Origin of the sequence: Niabella soli DSM 19437 (assembly GCF_000243115.2) — a bacterium.
In the GTDB taxonomy this organism is placed as follows: Bacteria; Bacteroidota; Bacteroidia; order Chitinophagales; family Chitinophagaceae; genus Niabella; species Niabella soli.
Genome location: NZ_CP007035.1, coordinates 3206004 through 3228845, shown reverse-complemented (window position 1 = coordinate 3228845; position 22842 = coordinate 3206004). Strand labels below are relative to the sequence as shown.

Below are 22842 nucleotides of genomic sequence, written 5' to 3'. Positions count from 1 at the left end.
TGCTTGTTTGTCGAATCCGCGTTAAATAAGCTACGGCTATCGTCTTTTATCCAACTGCTGCAAGGTGGCTCTTAAATCCTTGTGCAATGGCGCCTCCAGGGCAATTACATTTCCGTCGGGGCCGGCTATTTTCAATTGAGCCGCGTGCAGCGCCAACCGGTTCAGAATCGGGCGTTCTTCGAGCTCATTTTTTGACAGGTTGAATTTGCTTTTAAAAGACGAAATAAAAACGGGTTTGCCATCTCCGTAAAGGGTATCACCCACCAGCGGATGACCTATCTCCTTTGTATGTACCCGTATCTGATGTGTGCGCCCGGTGTGGATATTGAACTGCATCCAGGTGTAAAGGCCATAATCTTTTAATACTTTAAAATCCGTCAGCGCTTGTTTGCCCCGGCGATGAATGATCATGGTACCGCGTTTTACCATGTTTTCGGCTATCGGGGCGTCTATATGGCCTTCGGGTACTGTTACGGAGCCTAACACCAGCCCGGTATAGACTTTTATTGTTTTACGTGCCTCAAATTGCTGGCTGAAGTGTTTGTGCGCGGCGGCCGTTTTCGCAAAAATAATAAGACCGCTTGTTTCCCGGTCCAGGCGGTGTACCGTAAAAATGTCGTCATATTGCACCTGCAGCAGGTCTTTTAACGAGGGCTCTTTTCCCTCCCTGTCGGGTATGGAAAGCAGGCCCGAAGGCTTATTCAGCGCAACCAGTTCTCCGGTTTCAAAAACGATGAGCTCTTTTAGTTTCATTTTTTTCCTTTGCCGAAAAACTTAAGGTTACGGACTTCTTTTTCTGTGAGGAAGCGGAATTTGCCGCGCTCCACATTCTTTTTTGTCAACCCGCCAAACATCACCCGGTCCAGGTGTTTTACTTCATAACCAACCGCCTCAAAAATGCGGCGTACAATGCGGTTGCGGCCGCTGTGCAACTCTATCCCTATCTGGGTTTTATCGTCCATATCTGCATAGGCCAGCACGTCCACTGGTGCAGGGCCATCCTCCAGCACCACGCCTTTCAGTATTTGATCAAAGCTTTTTTTATCCAATGGCTTATCCAGTGTGGCGGCGTAGATTTTTCTCACCTCGTTACTGGGGTGGGTCAGTTTCTGCGCCAGATCTCCGTCATTAGTGATCAGCAGTACCCCGGAAGTATTCCGGTCTAACCGTCCCACGGGGTATACCCGCTCCGTGGTAGCCGTTTTTATAAGATCCAGCACTGTTTTTCTTTTCTGGGGGTCATCAGTGGTGGTGATATAATCTTTGGGTTTGTTTAACAGGATATACACCAGGTTTTTTTCGGGGCTGACTTTCTTTCCGTTTGCGGTGATGCTATCCCCCGGCTGTACTTTATATCCCGGTTCTATTACCACCAAGGCATTTACTTTTACTTTTCCGTCTTTAATCAAGATTGCGGCATCTCTCCTGGAGCAAACACCGCTGTGGGCCAGGTATTTGTTCAGTGGCATCAGTGGCGCAGAAGGGGTGGTCTTACGTTCTATTACAGGGGCAGCAGCAACTGTTTTTGCGGCCGCTTTTTTTTGTTCAAAGAATGCGGCGCGTTCTTTTTTATATTTTCTTTTTTCCTGTTTGAACGCTTCTTTTATTGCGGCATTGCTTTTTTTGTTCGCAAATTTTTCAAACCGCGGGTCAATTTTTTTCATGTTATGCTATTTTTACAACAGTAAGGGCACAAATATCGTTCAATACCGCCTGTAAATCTATAATAATCCAAATTCTTTTTCATTATAGCACTGCAACCTCTTTTTACCGCTTTCCCGCGGCGCTTCGCTTTTGACGAAGTGCAGATGAGCTCAGTTCCTGTTCTGCGGCAGTCTACGTGCCGACAGCTCCTGTCGTGTGGGCGTCTGTTGCATTGTCTATAAACGGAATAATCCGGGGTAAGATATTTAGATCGACATTCTTTGTAACACAATCATCGAAACCGACGAATAGGAATCTATCTAATTGTTTCTTTTCCACTTTTTTCAGTCGATAAAAAAGTGGAGCAAAAAATCTCGCCCGCAAAAAGGCAAATCCAGCCTAAAACATTTTATTTTGAGTCAGCCTTTATTTTGCCCGGCAGGAACGCAAAAATCTGCGCTTCAGGCCTGATTATGACGCCCGCCTGCCATCTCTATGCTTTCAGAGTCCCTTTACGGCGTCAAAATCGCCATTCCGCTTGATTTTTTCTTTTGCTGTTTTGCGGACAACGTTCTAATAAAGACTTCGGGTGTCTTAACTATTTCGATTTCATCGGGAAACTCATTACAATTGTTATTTCTGAACGAAATCGAAATCGCGCAAATCAGAGGGCAATTAAGCGCCTCTTTTTTACGCAACGAAAGAACGTTTTTTAAAAAATAATCCCCCGTAAAAAAATAAACGCAGTAAGTACTATACGACAATCGGAGAATAGTGTCTCCAACTACTCTCTTCGTTTATGCTTTGAGGCTGCTTTTCCATTTGAGTTTTCGTGTGCGAGGCTGGTCAAACGGCCGGGGGCATTCGTTTGACCATGCCCTTTTTGCTCTACTTTTTGGTCCCGATTGATCGGGAAAAAAGTAGAAAAACATAAAAAGCAATAATTGTATTCACACAACGGGATAGCTATCCGCGAGATCAGCGGGAGACCTATATCGAACTATTTTCTGGCCTGCGTTGAATAAATTTAGACAATCTGTATCAAAAGAAAGGCCATCCTAACTATTAAGGATGGCCTTCTAATCTATCTGGTAAACTAACTAATAAGACAGGGTTATGATCCTGCTCCACCCCTTTTGGCGCGCATTTCTTTCATTTTTGCATCCAGTTTTTCGGATTGCTCTTTGGTCAGGATCTTATCACGCGCCTCTTTTTGTGCTTTACGCATCTCCATTATTTTTGATTTTTTCTGATCGTCGGACAGTGATTGGTCATCACGCAGGGCCTTCATTTGTTTAAAACCATCTTCATCCAGTGTTTTCAGTTTGTCCTTTTGATCCTGTGTCAGGTTCAAATCACTGTACATGGCCTCCCGGCGGTTTTCCATTCCTTTTTTTGCTTTAGCGCTGTCCTGGGCAAAGCTGGTTGAAAGGCTGAAAAGGCCTATGGTTGCGGCGATTAAATACGATTTCTTCATTTTTTGTTTTTTTAAGTTAAAGGATCTGTTTATTAAAAATTGATTACGGAACGTTTTTGCTGATTATTTAGTGCTTTCCATTGCTGCCATTGTTCGGGCGTTAAAAGTTCCTTTCGTTGTTGCCGGATTTCTTTCTGCATAGCGGTTAACCGGATTTTCTTCTGCTCATCTGAAAGCGTGGTATCGCTTTTTACCGATGCCGCTTTTTCCTTCAGGCGGGTGTTCAGATCCGTCATCTTTTGACGTTGACGCTGGCTAAGATTCAGGTTGTTTCGCGGCAATGCGCTTTTTTGAGGCAGGCCATTTATATCATGATCCTTATCCGCTTGCGGGGCTCTTTGGTCGACTTTTACTGTTTCATTGGACCGGCGCTGTTGTTTCTCCAGACCCAGTTCTTCCCAGGTTTTTTGTTGCTCCGGGGTAAGCATGGCATTTCTTTTTGTGCTTTGCTCTTTAAAAACCTGTTTCAGTTTTTCTTTTTTTTCGTCAGCGGTCAGTTGCGGATCGGTGCGGATTGCGGTTGCCTGCAGACGACCTTCCTTTTGAAGGGCCCGTAGTTTTTGCTGCTGAACCGAACTCAGATGTAATTGCTGGTAGCCTTTTAGCTGGTCGGTTTTGGTATTGTCCCGCCGCACTCCATCGTTAGGTCTGGACGGGATCTGCTGTGCCGGCACCTGCAGTGCAATACAGCACACGAGGCCCACTAAGAGATATTTTATCTGAATTTGCGTCATACGGTTATTACTTTAGATGGGGTTTTGTGGAAAATCCTTCTTTCGGCCTGTTAAAATTTTATCAACACCCTTTTGACGGGGCATTAAAACAAAAGTTTAATATTCTGTTTTGCGATTAAAATTGCAGTGCGGGCTACTTTTGCACCTGATGAACCGGAAAAAATTTTTTAAAACGGCGGGGATACTGGGGGGAGCGGGTATATTGACAGGATTGTATAGTTGGCAAGTGGAACCTTTCTGGCTGGAATTTACCCGCGTTCCCATGCCAATAAAGAACCTGCCGGACGCGCTGGTGGGGAAAACATTGATGCAGCTGAGCGATATTCATATCGGCGCCACTTCAAGGGATAGTTATATCCGTGATTCGTTTGTGAAAGCGGCTTCTTACCAACCGGATTTTGTTGCCTATACCGGTGATTTTATTACCTATACCGATGACCGGCAATATAAACAGTTAAGCACATTAATCCCTTATGCACCCAGAGGCAGGCTGGGAACCATAGCCATCTTTGGAAATCATGATTACGGAAAACACTGGTCGAATGATCAGGTTGCTTTTACTATTGAAGCGATCCTTAAAAAAGCAGGGATCCCGGTTTTGCGCAATGCACAGCAGGAGATCAGCGGGTTGAATTTTATTGGCATCGATGATAAATGGGGGACCAACTTTCACCCGGAGAAAGTGATGCCTTTCCGGAATAAAAACAGCGCGCATGTGGTTTTATGCCATAACCCGGATGTAATGGACCTGGATGTATGGCACGGATATGATGGTTGGGTGATCAGCGGGCATACCCATGGCGGCCAGTGCAAGCCCCCGTTTTTGCCACCGCCTCTTTTGCCCGTGGATAACCCGCGCTATACAGCAGGAAAGTTTGATTTTGCTGATGGCAGAACTTTATATATTAACCGGGCCCTGGGTTTTACCTGGCAGGTGCGGTTTAATGTGCGGCCGGAGATCACGATTTATGAGCTGCAGAAAGGCTGAGGTTGCCGCTCAATGCCGGGAAGTCGGAAATGCGGGAAGATATTGTCTTTGACTTTTCGTCTTACCGTCTCCCCGGCCAAATATAAGTTTTGAAACAATATTTATTCGTGGTATTGAACAATAGCAGTATTAATTCTTTTATTGATTTAGCCGAACGGTGGACAGCACCCTGACGAGTGTTCCCATAGCTATCGGAACAACGTAGAAACATAGTAGCACTGCCGCTGAGCCATGAAAATCAAAAATGCCTGTTTAAAAAATAGCTTCCAGCTCCTTCAATGAATAAACGGTATAGGTAGGCTTAAAATCGGGAGTTTTGTTTATGTGATTGATGTAAACCTGGTCCAGTCCTGCATTTGCGGCGCCCATAATATCTGCTTCCAGGTCGTCGCCGAGCATGATGCTTTCCTCTTTTTTTGCGCCGGCGGCATCCAATGCATAATCAAAAATCGCTTTATTAGGTTTTAAACTATTAGAGCCTTCCGAAGTAACGACCTTATCAAAATAATGATGAATGCCTGAGTTGTTGATCTTATGGTGCTGTATTTCCTCAAAACCATTGGTGATCAGGTGTAGTTGGTAATTTTTCCCGGTAAGGTATTCGAGGATCTCTGCTGCATAGGGAAACAGGGCATTACGGGTGGGTAACAATTCAAGGAAGCGCTGGCTCATTTGCTGGGCCAGGGGAGCATCCCCGATCTTAAAATCCAGCAAAGCCAATTGCATCCGTTTTACCCTTAGTTCTGCCTGTTTTATAAAACCATTCCGGTAACGGGCCCACAGTTTTGCATTGTGCTCCAGGTAACGCCGGTAAAACTGTTCAAAATCATGCACGCCTTTTTTTTCTAAGGCCAGGGTTTCATAGAGGTCCTGTAAGGTTTGTTTGGCGTTGGTATCAAAATCCCACAAGGTATGGTCCAGATCAAAAAAGAGATGCTTGTACTTCATTGCTGCAAAATACGGAAAAACGAAATGGCACAGATTTAGGGTTAACTACGAAGACGCAAGGACGCGGAGGTGGCTCACAGATGCCACAGATTTTCACAGACTCATGGTGGTTATATTTCTCGCAAAGACGCAGAGGGGTAAGGACGCGAGGGGGACTCACAGATGCTGCAGATTATAATAAGAACATCTCGTCTTCGAACAGCGCCGCTAGGCCTTATTCACTTTTGCCCATTCACCATTCACAGCCCTTCCTTATTTTTTATTTCTCATTCCCCTGCATCCGTAATATAATTATAACATTCCGGTAATATAAGGATTACATCTGTTCGTGAATTTTGAGAAACAATTTGTGATGCCCCAACGCCGTGTTGAAATAGCTGTTGTTTCTGATCTGCATTTAGGTACCTATGCCAGCAGGGCCAGGGAGTTTACGGCTTATCTCAAAAGCATTGACCCCAGGGTCCTGATCCTAAACGGTGATATTATTGACGGGTGGCAATTCAGTAAAAGGTATTTCCCGCCGGATCATATATCCGCCATCAAAGAAATATTCAGCAAGCTTTCCTCGGGAACCCGCGTTATTTATATTACCGGCAATCATGATGATTGCATGCGCCGCTACTCCGACCTGGAGCTGGGCGGTTTCCTGCTGACAGATAAAGTGGTGATTGAGGTCAACGGAAAAAAAGTATGGATCTTTCACGGCGATGTATTTGATCATACCACTACCGGGCAGGCAAAATTCTGGGGGAAACTGGGCAGCAACGGCTATGCAATGCTGTTGTGGTTTAATAAAAAAATGAACACTGTTTCGAAGTTTTTTGGAAAAGAACGTTTATCACTCTCAAAAAAAATAATGGAGCAGTTTAATAAACGCATTATTAATATAGATGCCTTTGAAACAAAAATAGCGGCATTGGCTATCGAGAAAAAATTTGATACGGTGATCTGCGGTCATATTCATGAACCCCAAAAAAAAGAAGTAGTGCTGCCGGAGGGAACCGTGCATTACCTGAATTCCGGTGATTGGGTAGAACATATGACGGCGCTGGAATATTATGAAAACGAATGGAGCCTGTACACCTATAATGAACAGGAAATGAAAACCGAGCGCGCGGTAAAAGAACGTCCTAACGCTACGGTGCTCACCAATGAGATCGCTTTTTATTTACATGCACTTTCAACTACAAACAATGAAGATCTTTTACGCCGTTCAGGCAACCGGTAATGGTCATATCAGCCGGGCAATGGAGCTGCTGCCTTATTTAAAAGAATATGGAACCGTTGATATTTTTTTAAGCGGAGGCAATAGTAACCTTAAACTGGATGCTCCTGTAAAATATCGCAGTAAGGGACTGAGCCTGTACTACACCTGTAACGGGGGGCTGGATTACTGGCAGATCGCGCGGCGGGTGAACCCGCTTTCGTTGCGAAAGGAGATTAAAGAACTGCCGCTGGAAGACTATGATTTTATTATCAATGATTACGATTATATTACTTCTGCTGCGTGCAAACAACGGGGCCTGGCTTCGGTAAATTTTGGCCACCAGGCGAGCTTTCAAAGTGATAAGGTTCCCCGGCCGGAAACGATCAGCAAGTCTGGTGAATGGATGCTGCGGCATTTCTCCAAAAGCACCCGCTATCTTGGGCTGCATTTCAGATCTTATGATGATTTTATCCTGACGCCCGTAATCAAAAAAGAGATCCTTGAAGCGGAGCCCAGGGACAAAGGATACATTACGGTTTACCTGCCCTCCTATTGCGAAAAAGAGCTTACCGAAATTTTTTCAAAATTTAAAGAATACCGCTTCGAGATTTTCAGCCGGCAATCGGCTGCCATACATGAAACGGGAAATATAAAATTTATCCCGGTTGATAAAAAACTGTTCAATAAAAGCATGATCAACTGTACCGAGCTAATTACCGGAGGCGGGTTTGAAACACCGGCCGAGGCGCTGCACCTGGGTAAAAAGATCATCGCCATACCCATCCGCGGACAATATGAACAATGTTGCAATGCTGCGGCGCTGAAAGAACTGGGTGTGTTAACGCTTCCCCGTATTGATAACGATTTTGTACCGATTTTTGAAAAATGGCAGAATGAATACCGGCCGGTAAGAATGGACTACAGTAAAACCATTCCTCAAAGCATGGAGCGGTTGTTTGCAGGGGTGTAAGTCAAAAGCGAATAGTAGTTTGCGTGCGGTTATGAGAACTGCCTTTTATCCTGTTTCAAGAGTTAAAAAGATCCAAATCTGCCGGGAGCTACCGCCTCCTAAAAGTTTTTACGAAAAAAATCGTAAAACCCTGTAACATTTTTTATTCTCCTGCGTGTAAAGGGTATGCATAACTTTTACACGGCTACTTTGAAGAAACTACAATTAATTTTTCTTTTTGCGATGGCTTTTTGCGCGGCTGCGGACCTGCGGGCACAAGGTTCCGTGAAAGGTAAACTAATCGATTCCGCAACGCAAAAACCGCTGTATATGGCTACCGTTACGGTTTTTAAAGCCGCAGATACCTCCGTTGTTACCTACCGTTTAAGTGCAGAAGACGGATCGTTTCGCATTCCGGGGCTTGCGGAAGACCTGCCTTACCGGCTGCTGGTTTCTTTTACGGGGTATGGCGTATATCGTAAGGAATTCTCGTTAACAAAAGGCGCTGCTGATCTTAATTTAGGAACCATTCCATTGGAACCGGGCGTTAAAGACCTGGACGAAGTGCTGGTGGTGGCGGAGCGCCCGCCGATGGTTATAAAGAAGGACACGGTAGAGTTTAATGCGAATGCGTTTAAGACGCTTCCCAATGCATTGGTGGAAGATCTGCTGAAAAAACTACCCGGTGTGCAGGTAGATAAAGACGGCAATATTATGGTGAACGGAAAACGAGTGAACCGCATACTGGTGGACGGTAAAAACTTTTTTGGCAGCGATCCGAAAATGGCCTCCCGGAATTTGCCCTCTAATGTAATTGATAAGGTACAGGTAACGGATGATAAGGACGAACTATTGGAGAATGGTGATGATAACCTGAATAATGTGGGGAAAGTGATCAACCTCACCTTTAAAAAGGGCGTTAAGAAAGGTGTATTCGGCAAAGCCTATGGCGGCGGTGGCGGCGGGGAGAACGGGGGACGTTTTGAAGCGGGCGCTATTGCCAATTTATTCCGCGATACACTACAGGTAAGCCTTTTGGGCTACAGTAATAATTTAAACCGTCCGGGTTTTGGTTGGTCGGACCTGATGCAAACCGGTGGCCTGCAACGCAACAGGGACGTGAGCGGCGGCGGGAATAACAGCAGCAATAACAGTAATTTCGGATCTAATATTTCCATCAACGGCATCAACTTCGGCGGTATGTCGCGCCTGGGCGGCGTCACCACCAGCAATGGGCTTGGGTTTAACCTGAACCATTCGCCCAATAAAAAGAAGTCCTTTTTTGCGCAATATTATCTCGGCCGGGTGCGTACTGATCTGCAGACCAATACTTCTACAAAGATCTTTAATGGCGATACAGTGGTAACCAACGCATCATTATACAATGCGATAGTGAAGGGCACTACGCACACCTTTGGCATAGGGATGAACCTGAAACCGGATACGGTAACCACGATCACCGCCACCGCGAATTATATTAAAGCAGGGGAAGATAATAATAGTAATAACCTGCAAAGCGGCGTCAATAATTTCCTGGGCGACCTGAATAATGGTAACGTGGGCATCAACGGTAAAACCGGGAATGATATTTTAAGAGAGAACTTTTCTATGACGCGGCAGTCTAAAACCAAGTCCGGGCGCCGGTTTTCACTGACACAGGGGTTGATCTGGAACCGGAAAACAACCGATACCTATACGGATGCGCAGATCCACTACCAATATCCCAATCAGTTGGATAGCCTGACCAACCAGTTAAGAGAAGAGCGTATTCCTACCTGGTATGCCTATGCAGGAGCCAACTACCGGGAGCCCATAAGTAAAAAGTTTTTTATTCGCGCAGGCACCCGCTATGAATACGAGCACCTGGAAAATGATATCGCCACCTTTGATAAGAACGGTGCCCGTTATGATCTTAAAAATAACAGCCTCAGCAGCGGCTTTTCCCGTAACAGTAACCGGTATTTTTTGAGTACGGGACTGGAATTTAAACAAAAGCAATTGAGCATTACACCCGGTGTCCGCTACCAGTACCAGCAGTTTGATAACCGGCTCTCCACGATGAATGATCCTGTTGTTCAGAAACTGAATAATATATTGCCGCAATTGGAGATCACCTATAAAAAACTGACCGTCAATTTTACGCGCGATATGCTATTGCCCGATTATAGTTATATGATCCCGGTATTGAATAATACCAATCCCTATATCATTAATCTCGGTAATACCAACCTCTTACCTGCAGTAATGAACCGGGTATACGCCAATTTAAATACCTACAATCCCAAAAATCATTTGAACGTATGGAGCTGGGGTGAAGCTTACATCGCCGATAACGACGTGGTACAAAGTATTACCGTTGATAAAAGCGGTTTGCAAACCATACAACCGGTAAATGCCAACGGCAGCAAACGGGTGGCAGCCAACTTCGGACTAAACCAGGATTTTAAAAACAAACAAAGCTTTACTTTTTCCTGGAATGTAGGCACCTGGACGGAATACCGTGAGAACAAATTCTTTTACAATGACGCCCCCAGTATACAAAAGCGCCTGAACAGTAATGTATGGAGCAACCTGGGCTTTAACTGGAATGATAAGCTGGAAATAAACCCGGCCTATTCCTTTTCTTATATGAACGTAAAAAATAGCAATCCCCTGTTTACCCCTCAGAGTAGCTTTAGCCAGACGGCGGGAACGGAACTGATCATCCGGTATGTGAAGCACGTCATTTTTGAAACGGAAGGCCGCTATTTAAATAATAACGCCTTCGCCAACCCGGAGTACCGGAGAATGTTTATGTGGAATGCAGGCGTGAATTTTACTTTCTTCAAAGATGAACGTGCTGTATTGCGGTTGTATGCAAATGATATTCTTAATAAAACAAGAAATACGAATATTATCCCCAATCAAAATACAGTGCGTACGGTTTACAGTAATATACTGGGGCAATATTTTCTGGCCACGTTCACCTACAACCTGCGCCCCGCGGGCGCCAAGAAAAAAGTGGGCGGCGGCTGGTCATTGTTTTAATGGGTTGTATGGCCTGTGGCGATTTAATGCACCCGACTGCAGCAATACTATGAGACTTCCTTGCGTCGCACTCCCGCTGGCTATCGCATATGCGTCAAGATAAGCGATACGATTCAGGCGCTATAAACGCCGCGTGTTTATAGTATTCATGATCCTCTACGCAACGCATCGGCTCCGTCAGGTGCCGCGTGAATACGGGGCGTCCTATGGAGCCTGAACAAATACCATTGCGATTGCTATAAACACAACGCTCCCAACGGAGCGGAAATGGCTCAAATACTGGTGTAGTTGCAGTTCTGGCAGCTTGAATGTCGTGTTTAGCTTGACGCGCATGCGAGGGCCATAGGGATCAACGCAGGTGCAGGACTGAACAGATACCTCGCTGTGCGGGATTTGCAGCCGCTCACCATTATTTTATCGCCGCCGATTTTAACCATTTAGAAATTAAGGCCATTGAGCAAAACTTAATGAACCTTAACTCCTCAATGGTTTATTTCGTTTGCTGAGAGCCGCAGTGCCTTCAGTGGCGAAGAAAAAATATTGCGCTCCTGGGACCTCCGCGCCTTTGCGGTTCAATAGTTGATTTCTTCTACCTTTGCCCAAATTCGAATATTCTTGCAGGCAGGTAAAAATATTTATTTTCTTTCCGACTTTCATTTAGGCGTTCCCACTCATGAAGAAAGCCTGAAGCGCGAACGGCTGCTGGTACAATTTCTCGATGAGATCAAAGACAAAGCCGAAGCAATATTTATTGTAGGCGACCTGTTTGATTTCTGGTACGAATACCGACATGTGGTTCCCAAAGGATTTGTGCGCATACTGGGCAAGCTGGCGGAACTATCGGACAAGGGCATCCAACTCTACTTTTTTGTAGGCAACCATGATATGTGGATGAAAGATTACCTGCAGCAGGAGCTGAATATGCCGGTTTATTTTGAACCTAAAACATTTGAGTGGAATGGGAAACGCTTCCTCATTGGTCATGGCGATGGCTTGGGCCCCGGCGATCATGGCTATAAACGACTGAAAAAAATATTCCGTAACCCCGTTTGCCAATGGCTGTTTGGTATACTGCCGCCGGTTGTAGGCATGGGGGTAGCTAATTATATGAGCCGCAAAAGCCGTGCAAAAACCGGCACTACGGAAGAGACCTTCCTGGGTGCAGATAAAGAATGGCTGATCACTTTCAGCCGGGAGCAATTGCAGCAGGAACATTTTGATTTCTTTATTTTCGGGCACCGGCATCTGCCTATCGACTTCCGGCTTACGGCGTCCAGCCGCTACATTAACCTGGGCGACTGGATCACCTTTTTTACCTATGCCGTTTTTGACGGAAAGGATGTGCAACTCCTTTCCTATTTAAACCGCGATGAAAAAATAATTCGGAATGTTTGATCCCGATAGCTATTGGGTCCGACGGTTCACGTTTGCCGACGTTTAGGCAGGCATCCCGCAAACTTGTAATCTGAAACTTGGCCGGTATTTTCTATTTTTGTTTTTATGAACGAGGTTTTAAATCAGGTCTATTTTAATAATACGCTCCGCACGTATCTGGCAGTGGGCAGCACCATCCTTATTGTGGTTCTGTTTAAAAAGTATATCGCCCATTATGTTGCCAAAGTCATTTTTGCCCTGCTTAAAATACGTTATAAGAACATTGATCTGCAAACCTTCCTGTCCCTGGTTGCCAAACCGCTGGGCCTGTTCCTTGCCGTTTTAATTACAGTGGGGGCACTTGATAAATTAAGACTCCCCGGTGAACTTGATTTTAATATTTACCACCTCACTTCCCGGGAATTGCTACAAATGACCGGTTCTTTTTTGGTTATTTTTTCTTTTTTCCGGTTGATCATCAAAAGCACAGATTTTATTATGCTTGCGATTCAGAACCGTTATCTGATGATGTCTGAGCGGGGCAACCATCAGTTGTTTTTCTTTTTTAAGGATTTTATCAAGGTTATTATTGGCATTATTGGCGGTCTTTTTATTCTGAAGTATACCTTTAAATATCCAATAAGGGACTTACTGACAGGGTTAAGTATTGTAGGAGCCGCGGTAGCGTTGGCATTGAAGGAGAGTATGGAAAATCTCATCGCCTCTTTCATCATCTTTTTTGACAAGCCCTTTGCCATGGGCGATGCTGTAAAAATAAATAATGTTTCAGGCACTGTTGAAAAAATAGGGCTGCGCAGCACCCGTATCCGCTCGGATGCTAAATCGTACATCACGGTGCCCAATAAGCAAATGGTGGATAGTATTTTGGATAACCAGTCTAACCGGATCCAGCGTCGTGCTGATCTGCAACTGGAAGTTTCGGCGTCCACACCTGCTGCAACCGTCGAAACGCTTTTAAAGGGCGTCCGGGAAATTCTGGCCACAAACGATATTCAGTCGCCCACCGTATTTGTAACCAACGTTACGGCAAATGCCATCGTGATAACCTGTATTTTTTTCACGGGGGCAGATGTTGCAAGCTTTAATGCCATACGCGAGCGCAGCACCCTCGCAATTCTTTCCCTAATGGAGCAATTGCATATTGATACCGCGCAAAGTGTGAATGATATTAAGATTGTGCAGGATGCTTCTATACTTCGCAAGGAATGAATTAGTAAAGTTTTTATAGCCAGCCAGTTCCCTTTTACGTCTTGCTCAGTATAAATGTAAAATACCGAATAAAGAATGTAAAATGAAAAAGAGAGATTCGTTTATGCGAGTAAACTTGTCGGCTTTAACCGTACTCACTTCTGCATTTTTCATTTCTTATTCCTCTGTTCTACTTCGCTTTTTCCGCAATTGCCGCCAGTTCTTCATCAAACCGGCCGGTTTCACCATATTCCACTACCCGGCCCAGTTCTTTTGTTTGGTCGTAAACAATGATAGTTGGAACATGGGTGACTTTTAAACGGGCCGCCTCGTTATTTTTATCCATCTTGGAGCGGTCAACAGCGGTAAGGGTTATTTTATTCTTATTGATGCCGGATGCTTCGATGATCTTATAAAAGCGTGGAATTACATAGCGGGAGTCGGGGCACCAGGTACCCATAAAAACAGTAAAATGTATTTTTCCCCTTTTATCTGCCAGTTTTTTCACCACCGCTTTTTGTGGTTCATAAATATGCTGTGTTTCCGTAAACCATTTAAAGGATGAATCCTCCTTCAATAAACTGTCGGATATATGCCCCAGCAGCATTTTGCCGGTTACGCCATTATGCTCATCCGTAGTGGTTACAAAATCCTGCGCATAGTTTGCAAGGGAAAGGGTTGATAACACCGCGATCAATATGAATTTTCTCATGTTCTTTAAAAAAGTTACAGGTCGCAGGCTCAAACGTGAAACATCAGTCCCGATAGCTATCGGGATCAGACCTCAAATAGTTACCCGTTATATTCCTGCTTTCAATTCCAGCAAAAAGCCTTTCAGCCGTTGCAGGGATTGCACGGCCGCAAAGCGTTCATCGGCCTTTTTATTGTTTTTAAGATATTCTTTTGCGCCTTCGATCGTAAATTTTCTCCTGCGCAGCAGGTCATAGATCAAAAACAGGTTCTTGACATCCTGCGGACGAAAAAAGCGGTCACCCTTGCCGTTTTTCTTGGGTTTTAATATATCAAACTCAGACTCCCAATAGCGGATCAGGGAATGGCTTTCTTTAAATAACGCCGTTACCTCGCCCATGCTGTAATAATGTTTTTTAAACAACTCTTCTTCTGCCGGCATTTCAACCGCATCTGCCGCAATACTGTTCTCTTTTACGGACCGGCGACCTCTTGTACCCGGGGGGCGGCGTTCTGTAGCTTCTTCCGGCCGGGGAGCAACAGGCTCTTCGGGAATAACAACAACCGGGGCTGCTGCAACAACGGCCTTCTCTGCCTCCGTGTTTTTATGTACGGCCGTTTCCGGAGCACTTACTTCTTCTTCAAGCACTATCTGACTGGGAGGAGTCAACGTATTCTTCTTGGGCCGGGGCAATGGTTCCACCTTTTCCACTTCCTCCAGAAATGAAAAGGCCCCTTGCGGTTGTGCTGTTTTTGTCATGGGTGGTATAATCTGGTATTTACGAAAAGATGAAAGTATAAAAAAAATACCTGATGAAATGTTAAGGCATCATCAAAAAGAGGATATCTGATCATTTAACCTCAATGACGCCAAGGCAATGAAAACTCATGCCCTATAAATCTTCGCGCCTTTCCATCCCCGCGGTTAAACTATCACAATCGCTCCGTCTTGCTGCAATTTAACTCTTAATACAGGTAAAACCAAGATGAACGACCAAAAAGGTCATCCCTTTTAAGGGGACGACCCGGTTGGCCGTTAGTTTAGGGTGCTCCCACTACAGTCAGGGTAGTTGCTTTATTCTTGCGCTATGCGTTCGCCGTAGGTCAGATAAAATAGCGTTTCAGCATGCTCCGGGATCAATTGTGTATTTGCGGCCGCATCTTAACCGGCTTTTTGGATTGATTCAAATCCTGATTCCTGTACCAGCAATAAAGAAAAGGCAATGTTTCGGCCCTTGCTTCGGCGGGTGATTGGCCGGACTCCCGTTCTGCGCGGAGCCTGGAAAAAGTGTTGCCAATTAGTATATTGTAATATCCGGACACTTTTGCGTAAGGATATAATAACCATTTTGATATATTCTTTTTTCTCATAGCCTGTTTAATGATACGTGTTGCGTTACTTTTTTCGTCCGGTACCGTCCCTTCCGCAACTGGTACAAAAATGCTATTATTTACCTTTGGAAATCAACGGGGGAAGTACCTAATTTCAGGGAGTATTTTCCACAGACGGGTACCGTATTTTTACGGTAGATGCTATTACCCTCTCAAAAGAACCATTGATAATTAATAAGTTGATTGTTATGTAATTACAGATTCGTATTTTATTGATACAGAATAATTTTTCCTATCTTTAGTCTGATAATTTAGCTTTATACCTGTCAACACAAAACTTAACGAATAAAAGATTTCTTATGAAACGATCCTCTTCCGTATTGCTGATCCTGATACTGCTTGCAGGGCTGATTTATTTGTTCCTGGAAAATAAAAAACTGCGGGAAGAACTGAACGATACGCACTTTTATGTATCAGAAGGCAGCATTAATCCTGATACGCTTAATCTGAAATACCTGAATTATGCCAGGGCCAGGGCAATGGTGGACACTTTTGCCATCAGCCAGTACCGGTATATAACAGACGGGCTGAACAACGATATTCTTATAAACACCCGGAACAACGGCAAGCCGGTAGACAGCCTCAAAACGTTCTGGGATTCGCGGTTGATCAGCTTTTCTTTAGACAGTATTAAGAAATTGGTGTACACGATGGACGCCCTGGTCAAGGATGGCAAAATAAAAAAACCGGATGGTAAATTAGTAGGCACTTCCGATTTGGGTATAAAGATGTATTATGCTGCTTACCCCGGCCTGGAATACCCACCAATTTACAACAGTAAAGATGGCCGGCATACGCTTATTTTAGTTCCGGCTTATAAGGACGCTTCTGGTTATTATCACGATTTTCTCCCGTCGGGAAAGCTTGCCCAGGGAGGCTTTGAGGGGCATAGCCTTTTAAGCCCCGCGCCGCGCAAGGGCAACGCGAAAATGATGGTACTCAGTGCTGCTGCACCATCAGCAGCCGATGCAGACGGTGTTGGATTGAATGACGGAACAATCTGCCCTCCTCCTAATAATTAAAAAAACAGCGTGGCGCTCGCCAAAATACTTCTTGTTTTAGAATGGGTCAGCTTTATAACCGGACTCTGCGCATTAAATAAGCTGGGAAAAGAGGGACGGGCGATCATCTATTTCCTGGGTGTGGTGGTTCTTTCAGAAACCGTGGGCATCCTGATCCGGTATTATGCAGATCCGCATTATATGGTGCGTTATAACAAAACCTGGTTCAGCATGATGTTCCCTTTCCAGTTTTCCAGTTTGCTATTGTGTTATTATAAAACGACGCGGTTTGCTTACTGGCGGATTGCCATTACCGGTTTTGGCGGAATTTTGCTATTTGTATTTATGCTTCAGCTACTTACAGGCAATTTAACGGAGGTTAATACCTTTAATTATACCCTTGGGGCAATATTCGTTTCTGCCTGTAGCTTGCATTATTTATTCGAACTGATGAACAGTGAAAAAATTGAAGAAGTGACGCGCGACCCCTTTTTGTATATTTCTATCGGGCTCTTATTATTTTATTTAGGAACGCTTCCTTTTCACGCTATGCGTATGTATTTATATGAAACACACCGGGAAATATTCTGGGTGTACTATTATCTTTTCTTTGGGTTTAATTATTTTTTATACGGCATAATAACCTTTGCATTCCTATGGGCGAAAAAGAAATAAATGTTTTTTTTCTTTCGGTGATCCTGACCGTGTTGCTGCTGGTGATGGCTGTTTATTTCGTTATTATCAGCATCCGCCGCCGTAATATTTTGTACAAGCGGGAGCGGGAAGCTAATGCCATTTTGCATAAACAGGAACTGCTGGAAACCCGGCAGGAAGTACAGCAAAAACTGATGCAGAACATCGGCAGCGAACTGCACGATACTGTGGGGCAGAAGCTGACGCTGACCTACCTGCAGATGGAAAATACCCGGCAGTTAAATGATATTGAAGAGATCAAAAGCAGGATCGGCGCACAGAACGACCTGATCCAGGAATCACTGAATGAATTGCGGAGCATCAGCAAAATGCTGACCACGCAGGATTTTTCCAGCTTTAGTTTTGTCAATTATGTTGATAAAGAACTGACAAGAATTAACGAAAGTGGTCTTTGCAAAACAATTTTTACTTACCCGGCCAATGCCAGCTTCGACTTTTTAGATGAGCGCATTAACCTGTCGCTCGTGCGTATTTGCCAGGAATTTATCCAGAACAGTTTAAAACACAGTGGCGGTTCGCAACTGACTATTGACGTTGTGTTATCCGACAAAGATCTGAAAATTGTTTGCGCAGATAATGGGCAGGGTATTAACTGGGAGAAAGCACGGGAGTACCGTATCGGTTCCGGCAGCGGATTGCAATCTATTGAAAGAAGGATTAACAACATTGGGGCCGGTTATCGCTGGGAAAACAATAACGGTACCCAATTGCATATTGATTTACCTTTAAATAAAATAGGGGAACATGAGGCATAGTATTGTTATTGTTGACGATCATGTACTGATTGCGCAGGCGTTGGCAACAATGATCGGGTCCATTCCGAATTTTGACGTATTGTATGTTTGCAGCGGTGGGGCGGAATTGATCGAACGGTTTAAACAGCCGAAAAATATCCCGGACCTGGTGATACTGGACGTGCAAATGCCCGTGATGGATGGATATGCCGTTGCCCAATGGCTAACCGAAAACAAACCGGAAGTAATTACCCTGGCGTTGAGTATGCAGGATGATGATGAAAAGATCATAAAAATGATCCGCTCCGGTGCGAAAGGTTACTTATTAAAAAGCATCCAGCAAAAGGACCTGGCATATGCACTGAATACTGTTGTTAAAGACGGCATTTTTTATAACGCCAAAGTAAGCAAGGCGCTGTCGAATGATTATATCCGCAAGGAGGTAACCCAGCAGGAATTAAGCACAAAGGAAAAAGAACTGATTCCCTGGCTATGCACGGAAGCAACCTATAAAGAAATAGCAGCTTCGGTTTTTTTAAGCACGCGCACGGTAGAAAGTTATGCCACCAATATTATGGAAAAACTGGAGGTCCGGAACCGGGTGGGGCTGGTATTGACAGCTATTAAGAAAGGATGGATTTGAGGGAAATGTAAAATGAAGAATAAGGAATCGTAAATTTTAACCGTCATTTCGATGAGCCCGACGCAGGAGGGTGAGGAGAAATCTCGTTCATTTCCATAAGCACGAGATCCCTCCTCAGCTTCGCAGATGTCGGGATGACGGGCAAGATTAACGATTGCTTTTCAGGAATGAAAATTTCTAAATCACAGTAAATCTCTTTCACATTCCCTCATTTTCACTCCCGATAGCTATCGGGACTCAAATTTTCAAATTCCAGATCAATGCGCTTCCAGCCAATTCTCGCCTTCGCCGCATTCTGCTATTACCGGCACTTCAAAAGGCAGGGGCAACGCGGCTTCCATATTTTCAAGGATCAAAGGCTTCAGTTCATTTACCTCCTCTTTTAATGCGTCAAAGATCAGTTCATCATGCACCTGCAGTATCATGCGGCTTTTCATCTTTTCTTTTTTCATAGCGGCATGCACTTTTTGCATCGCCAGTTTGATCATATCGGCTGCCGTTCCCTGTATGGGCGAGTTGATCGCATTTCGCTCAGCAAAACCTCTTACAGTAAAATTGTTTGAATTAATATCTTTCAGCCAGCGCTTACGCCCCATCAGGGTTTGCACATAACCATGCTCCCGGGCAAAGTTGATGGTATCATCCATATATTTCTGGATGCCTGAAAATTCCTTTTTATAGCTGTCGATAATTCCCTTGGCTTCTGTACGGGAGATACCCAGGTTGTCTGCCAGGCCAAAAGCACCTTGCCCGTAAATGATCCCGAAGTTGACGCTTTTCGATTTATAACGCATTTCCCGGGTTACTTCCTCCATGGCCACATTAAATACCTTGGAAGCAGTGGCGGTATGGATATCCGTTCCGTTCTTAAACGCATTGACCATATTAGTGTCTCCGCTAATGCCAGCTACAATACGCAGTTCAATCTGAGAATAGTCTGCAGATAACAAGATATGATTCGCATCACGCGGAATAAAGGCTTTCCTGATTTCTTTCCCCCGTTCCGTGCGAACGGGAATATTCTGCAGGTTGGGATTATTACTTGCCAGCCGTCCTGTTACGGCAACAGCCTGACCATAAGTGGTATGTACCCGGCCTGTTTTGGGATTGATCAGTTGCGGCAACGCATCCACATAGGTCGACTTCAATTTGGTAAGCTCCCGGAAGGTGATGATCTGATCAGCGATCTGGTGCCCTTTGGCCGCCAGTTTCAATAATACATCTTCTCCCGTTTGGTATTGCCCTGTTTTGGTTTTGCGCGCTGAGGTGTCCAGTTTTAATTTATCGAAGAGCACTTCCCCCAGTTGTTTAGGTGATGCCAGGTTAAACCGGACGCCCGCTAATTCAAATACTTTTTTTTCAGCTTCGATAGCATCTTTCTCCAGTTCTTTGGAATAATTTTTAAGGAAGGTTTCATCGATGCGCACGCCTTCAAATTCCATATCCGTCAGTACCGGCACCAAGGGATTCTCTACTTCGCTGAATACTTTTTCTACCTGCCTGGTTTTCAAAAGTGGTTCAAATACCTTTTTTAGCTGGTAAGTGATATCGGCATCTTCCGCAGCATAATCTTTTATTTTTTCCAGTGCCACATCGCGCATATTACCTTGCTGCTTACCTTTTTTTCCGATCAGCTCCTCAATGGGTATCGGCTCATACCCCAGGTACCGGGCGCTGAGCTGGTCCATGCTTCGTTTGCCGTCCGGGTCAATAACGTAATGTGCCAGCATGGTATCAAATAGCGCTCCTTTAGGAACGATTCCATACCATTTCAATACCAGTAGGTCGTATTTCAGATTCTGCCCGATCCATACTTTTTTTTCATCATCAAATAACGGCCGGAATACATCCAGCAACTTTTTTGTTGCCTCCTGGTCTGCAGGGCAGGGAACATAATAACCTTCCCCGGCTTTGGTGGAGAAGCTCATGCCTACCAATTCGGCCAGGTTGGCATCAATATGGGTTGTTTCGGTGTCAAAACAAATTTCTGTCACAGGCAGCAGTTGTTTCACCAGCGCTGCGGCGGCTGTTTCGCCCTCGACGGCCTTATAGTCGGGTTTTGTATCAGCAATTGTTTTCATAGAAGAGGCTATTTCAACGACAAGGGTTTCTTCCACGGTGACGACCTCTTCTGTTCCCCCGATTATATTTCCAAACAGATCGATCTGAACGCCTTTGCCGGCGGTCGTTTTTGTGGCGGGAGCAACAGCGGTTGCCGCAGCGGCATTATCCTCTCCGAGAAGGCGTTTTCCCAGTGTCCGGAACTCAAGTTCGCCAAAAACTTCTTTCAGCTCGTCCTTATTCCAATCTTTTAACAGGAAAGCTTCTTCATGAAAATCCACCGGCACATCGGTGATAATGGTGGCCAGCTTTTTTGAGAGCAGGGCCATTTCCTTTCCTTCCTGCACTTTTTTGCCTAATGCACCTTTTATATTACCGGCATTAGCCACTACATTTTCCAGGGTATCATATTCAGCTAAGAGTTTGGCGGCGGTTTTTTCTCCCACGCCTGCAATACCCGGAATGTTATCCACCGCATCGCCCATCAATCCTAAAACATCAATTACCTGGGATACATTTTTGATATTCCATTTGGCGCATACTTCCTCCGGACCAAGGATGTCCACATCTCCACCCTGGTAGCCGGGTTTATAAATTTTTATTTTGTCGGATACCAACTGACCATAATCTTTATCCGATGTTACCATAAATACTTCATACCCCTCGGCGGCTGCTTTTTTACTCAGCGTACCGATGATATCATCCGCTTCAAACCCCGGCGCTTCGATAACGGGCACGTTAAATCCTTTGATGATCCGTTTTATATCGGGTACGGCAATTAAAATGTCTTCCGGAGTCTCCTGCCGGTTGGCTTTGTAATCGGCGTAGTCCATATGCCGCTCAGTCAGCTCATGCGTATCAAAACAAACTGCCATGTGCGTAGGTTTTTGTTTGGTAATGAGCTCTACCAGGGTGTTGGTAAACCCAAACTGGGCATTGGTGTTTTTGTTTTTACTGGTGATGCGCGGACTGCGGATCAGGGCGTAATAAGCGCGAAAAACCAATGCATACGCATCTAAAAGGAAGAGTCGTTTATCCATGTTGCTAAGGTAGGGATTGATTTATTATTTCTTACAGAATGAACAAATCTGCGCGGAGTTGTTTAACTTTTTCTGCTGCGTTGTGGCATTTTTCCAAGATACCGGCAACCGTTGCAAATTTTATTTTGACTGTAGTATCAGCAATCAGATGCTTGTCGTGTATTTATTGCAAAAAATATAACAGGTATGTTAAAACTATTCTTTTAATCAAACTGCAGCACCCCGAAATATTCGGGACAATGAAACATAGGCTTTTCCAGGTGAATGGGACTCCAGGAAAGAAAATGAGGCGTTTTTAAATGATCGCCGCATTTATAGAAATTGCCGCGGGCTTGTTTTCCCTTCATAGAATGAATATTATGTAGAAAGAACGCTTCATAAGGAATAATGGCGGTCAACTCCCAATTGATGGCGCCGGGTTGTTCATCGATCGCATTAGTTCCTAATGATGTCCAGCGTTCCACCAGGCTTAATATGGAATCGGAGGCCATATTCCGGCTGCCGGGCGCACCCCCGTGAAGCAAAAGCCGCCCGATGCAGTTAAATTCAAAATTGTAATAATTGCTATCGCCCTCCGGGGCGATAAAAAACTCAACACAGGCGTCTTCCCATACGCGACCATTGTCTTTTGTTGCAACCGCACGAACATCGCTTTCTGTTACCTTATAATGGATCAGGATGGCCTTATCGGTGTAGGCAATGCGAAAGGCCACTTGCGGGCAATAGGGGTAATCAGGCCAGTTTACGACATCAACTGCCTGAAAGGGCAGTTTTGCCTGATCAAGCAGGTGTGGTACCTGCTTCGCATCGCCGGGGAAGTGATCCAGTCTCCTTATGTGTAAATCCTTTGCGTCGATCAGTGTTTGTGTCATAACTTCTTGCTTCATACAATTTAAAAAAGGAGCAAAGACACTCCGGCTGTAAAATTAGTGGAACGGATTATTTTGAGATTAAAAAACTATAATAAACGGACCTTTTTTCTCACAGAAAACACCGGTTGACACAGGATT

Annotated in this window: 19 protein-coding genes; 10 read left to right on the top strand and 9 right to left on the bottom strand. The window is 44.7% G+C overall.

Translation table 11 applies throughout. The annotated features are described in order from the left end of the window. Window positions 1-36 precede the first annotated feature (36 nt). The 4 genes from NIASO_RS13765 to NIASO_RS13745 form a co-directional block, all read right to left on the bottom strand. A complete protein-coding gene (locus tag NIASO_RS13765; RefSeq protein ID WP_008586741.1) occupies window positions 37-753 on the bottom strand; it encodes an RluA family pseudouridine synthase in 717 nt (238 codons plus the stop codon). Next, entirely contained in the window at window positions 750-1664 is a 915-nt protein-coding gene (locus NIASO_RS13760; RefSeq protein WP_008586739.1) for a pseudouridine synthase, read from the bottom strand. Before NIASO_RS13760 ends, NIASO_RS13765 begins: the two co-directional genes overlap by 4 nt. A 1094-nt stretch (window positions 1665-2758) precedes the next feature. Further along, complete coding sequence (locus NIASO_RS13750; RefSeq protein ID WP_008586737.1) at window positions 2759-3121, bottom strand: hypothetical protein; 363 nt, start codon at window positions 3119-3121, stop codon at window positions 2759-2761. 32 nt (window positions 3122-3153) lie between these two features. Next, window positions 3154-3855: a hypothetical protein gene (locus tag NIASO_RS13745; RefSeq protein WP_008586736.1), complete on the bottom strand. Its 702-nt coding sequence runs from the start codon at window positions 3853-3855 to the stop codon at window positions 3154-3156. Between the two features lie 148 nt (window positions 3856-4003). Between NIASO_RS13745 and NIASO_RS13740 the strand changes: the two genes are divergently transcribed. Next, complete coding sequence (locus NIASO_RS13740) at window positions 4004-4843, top strand: metallophosphoesterase (protein ID WP_025298980.1); 840 nt, start codon at window positions 4004-4006, stop codon at window positions 4841-4843. A gap of 252 nt (window positions 4844-5095) precedes the next feature. Here the strand turns inward: NIASO_RS13740 and NIASO_RS13735 are convergent, their stop codons facing one another. Beyond that, window positions 5096-5791, bottom strand: coding sequence for a YjjG family noncanonical pyrimidine nucleotidase (locus NIASO_RS13735; RefSeq protein ID WP_008586732.1), 696 nt, complete (start codon window positions 5789-5791; stop codon window positions 5096-5098). A gap of 328 nt (window positions 5792-6119) precedes the next feature. Here NIASO_RS13735 and NIASO_RS13730 point away from each other — a divergent pair, with 328 nt between their 5' ends. From NIASO_RS13730 to NIASO_RS13710, 5 genes are all read left to right on the top strand, one after another. Further along, the gene (locus NIASO_RS13730; protein WP_245605186.1) at window positions 6120-7019 is read left to right on the top strand and encodes a UDP-2,3-diacylglucosamine diphosphatase; all 900 of its coding nucleotides are present in this window, start codon (window positions 6120-6122) and stop codon (window positions 7017-7019) included. Beyond that, entirely contained in the window at window positions 6985-7968 is a 984-nt protein-coding gene (locus NIASO_RS13725; protein ID WP_008586729.1) for a glycosyltransferase family protein, read from the top strand. The genes NIASO_RS13730 and NIASO_RS13725 overlap by 35 nt, the downstream gene beginning before the upstream one ends. 309 nt (window positions 7969-8277) lie before the next feature. Next, on the top strand, window positions 8278-10974 hold the full coding sequence (locus NIASO_RS13720; protein WP_245605185.1) for a TonB-dependent receptor: 2697 nt from the start codon (window positions 8278-8280) through the stop codon (window positions 10972-10974). A gap of 615 nt (window positions 10975-11589) precedes the next feature. Then, on the top strand, window positions 11590-12369 hold the full coding sequence (locus NIASO_RS13715) for a UDP-2,3-diacylglucosamine diphosphatase (protein WP_008586725.1): 780 nt from the start codon (window positions 11590-11592) through the stop codon (window positions 12367-12369). Window positions 12370-12474: 105 nt separating this feature from the next. Further along, a complete protein-coding gene (locus NIASO_RS13710) occupies window positions 12475-13578 on the top strand; it encodes a mechanosensitive ion channel family protein (RefSeq protein ID WP_008586723.1) in 1104 nt (367 codons plus the stop codon). Window positions 13579-13747: 169 nt separating this feature from the next. Here NIASO_RS13710 and NIASO_RS13705 read toward each other — a convergent pair whose 3' ends face one another. Beyond that, the gene (locus NIASO_RS13705; RefSeq protein WP_008586721.1) at window positions 13748-14269 is read right to left on the bottom strand and encodes a TlpA family protein disulfide reductase; all 522 of its coding nucleotides are present in this window, start codon (window positions 14267-14269) and stop codon (window positions 13748-13750) included. Between the two features lie 87 nt (window positions 14270-14356). Then, window positions 14357-15007: a MerR family transcriptional regulator gene (locus NIASO_RS20440; protein ID WP_008586719.1), complete on the bottom strand. Its 651-nt coding sequence runs from the start codon at window positions 15005-15007 to the stop codon at window positions 14357-14359. Between the two features lie 931 nt (window positions 15008-15938). On the opposite strand from NIASO_RS20440, the gene NIASO_RS13690 reads away from it, so the two are divergent. The 4 genes from NIASO_RS13690 to NIASO_RS13675 are packed head-to-tail and all read left to right on the top strand — an operon-like array spanning window position 15939 to window position 18731. Then, a complete protein-coding gene (locus NIASO_RS13690) occupies window positions 15939-16661 on the top strand; it encodes a hypothetical protein (protein ID WP_008586718.1) in 723 nt (240 codons plus the stop codon). Window positions 16662-16670: 9 nt separating this feature from the next. Further along, window positions 16671-17315 carry a hypothetical protein gene (locus NIASO_RS13685; protein WP_008586716.1) on the top strand — a complete coding sequence of 215 codons (645 nt, stop codon included), beginning with the start codon at window positions 16671-16673 and terminating at the stop codon, window positions 17313-17315. After that, complete coding sequence (locus NIASO_RS13680) at window positions 17297-18109, top strand: sensor histidine kinase (RefSeq protein WP_008586714.1); 813 nt, start codon at window positions 17297-17299, stop codon at window positions 18107-18109. The genes NIASO_RS13685 and NIASO_RS13680 overlap by 19 nt, the downstream gene beginning before the upstream one ends. Continuing rightward, window positions 18099-18731 carry a response regulator transcription factor gene (locus NIASO_RS13675; RefSeq protein WP_008586712.1) on the top strand — a complete coding sequence of 211 codons (633 nt, stop codon included), beginning with the start codon at window positions 18099-18101 and terminating at the stop codon, window positions 18729-18731. Before NIASO_RS13680 ends, NIASO_RS13675 begins: the two co-directional genes overlap by 11 nt. Before the next feature lie 257 nt (window positions 18732-18988). On the opposite strand, the gene polA is transcribed toward NIASO_RS13675, so the two are convergent. Both polA and NIASO_RS13665 read right to left on the bottom strand, forming a co-directional pair. Continuing rightward, window positions 18989-21832, bottom strand: a complete 2844-nt coding sequence (gene polA, locus NIASO_RS13670) for a DNA polymerase I (RefSeq protein ID WP_008586710.1) — start codon at window positions 21830-21832, stop codon at window positions 18989-18991. Between the two features lie 203 nt (window positions 21833-22035). Next, complete coding sequence (locus NIASO_RS13665; RefSeq protein WP_008586708.1) at window positions 22036-22719, bottom strand: carbohydrate-binding family 9-like protein; 684 nt, start codon at window positions 22717-22719, stop codon at window positions 22036-22038. Window positions 22720-22842: the final 123 nt, after the last annotated feature.

Coding starts and splice junctions, on each gene's coding strand:
- NIASO_RS13765 (WP_008586741.1), bottom strand. CDS start 753: ATGAAACTAAAAGAGCTCATCGTTTTTGAAACCGGAGAACTGGTTGCG.
- NIASO_RS13750 (WP_008586737.1), bottom strand. CDS start 3,121: ATGAAGAAATCGTATTTAATCGCCGCAACCATAGGCCTTTTCAGCCTT.
- NIASO_RS13710 (WP_008586723.1), top strand. CDS start 12,475: ATGAACGAGGTTTTAAATCAGGTCTATTTTAATAATACGCTCCGCACG.
- NIASO_RS20440 (WP_008586719.1), bottom strand. CDS start 15,007: ATGACAAAAACAGCACAACCGCAAGGGGCCTTTTCATTTCTGGAGGAA.
- NIASO_RS13680 (WP_008586714.1), top strand. CDS start 17,297: ATGGGCGAAAAAGAAATAAATGTTTTTTTTCTTTCGGTGATCCTGACC.
- NIASO_RS13690 (WP_008586718.1), top strand. CDS start 15,939: ATGAAACGATCCTCTTCCGTATTGCTGATCCTGATACTGCTTGCAGGG.
- NIASO_RS13735 (WP_008586732.1), bottom strand. CDS start 5,791: ATGAAGTACAAGCATCTCTTTTTTGATCTGGACCATACCTTGTGGGAT.
- polA (WP_008586710.1), bottom strand. CDS start 21,832: ATGGATAAACGACTCTTCCTTTTAGATGCGTATGCATTGGTTTTTCGC.
- NIASO_RS13720 (WP_245605185.1), top strand. CDS start 8,278: ATGGCTACCGTTACGGTTTTTAAAGCCGCAGATACCTCCGTTGTTACC.
- NIASO_RS13760 (WP_008586739.1), bottom strand. CDS start 1,664: ATGAAAAAAATTGACCCGCGGTTTGAAAAATTTGCGAACAAAAAAAGC.
- NIASO_RS13740 (WP_025298980.1), top strand. CDS start 4,004: ATGAACCGGAAAAAATTTTTTAAAACGGCGGGGATACTGGGGGGAGCG.
- NIASO_RS13705 (WP_008586721.1), bottom strand. CDS start 14,269: ATGAGAAAATTCATATTGATCGCGGTGTTATCAACCCTTTCCCTTGCA.
- NIASO_RS13675 (WP_008586712.1), top strand. CDS start 18,099: ATGAGGCATAGTATTGTTATTGTTGACGATCATGTACTGATTGCGCAG.
- NIASO_RS13725 (WP_008586729.1), top strand. CDS start 6,985: ATGAAGATCTTTTACGCCGTTCAGGCAACCGGTAATGGTCATATCAGC.
- NIASO_RS13665 (WP_008586708.1), bottom strand. CDS start 22,719: ATGAAGCAAGAAGTTATGACACAAACACTGATCGACGCAAAGGATTTA.
- NIASO_RS13745 (WP_008586736.1), bottom strand. CDS start 3,855: ATGACGCAAATTCAGATAAAATATCTCTTAGTGGGCCTCGTGTGCTGT.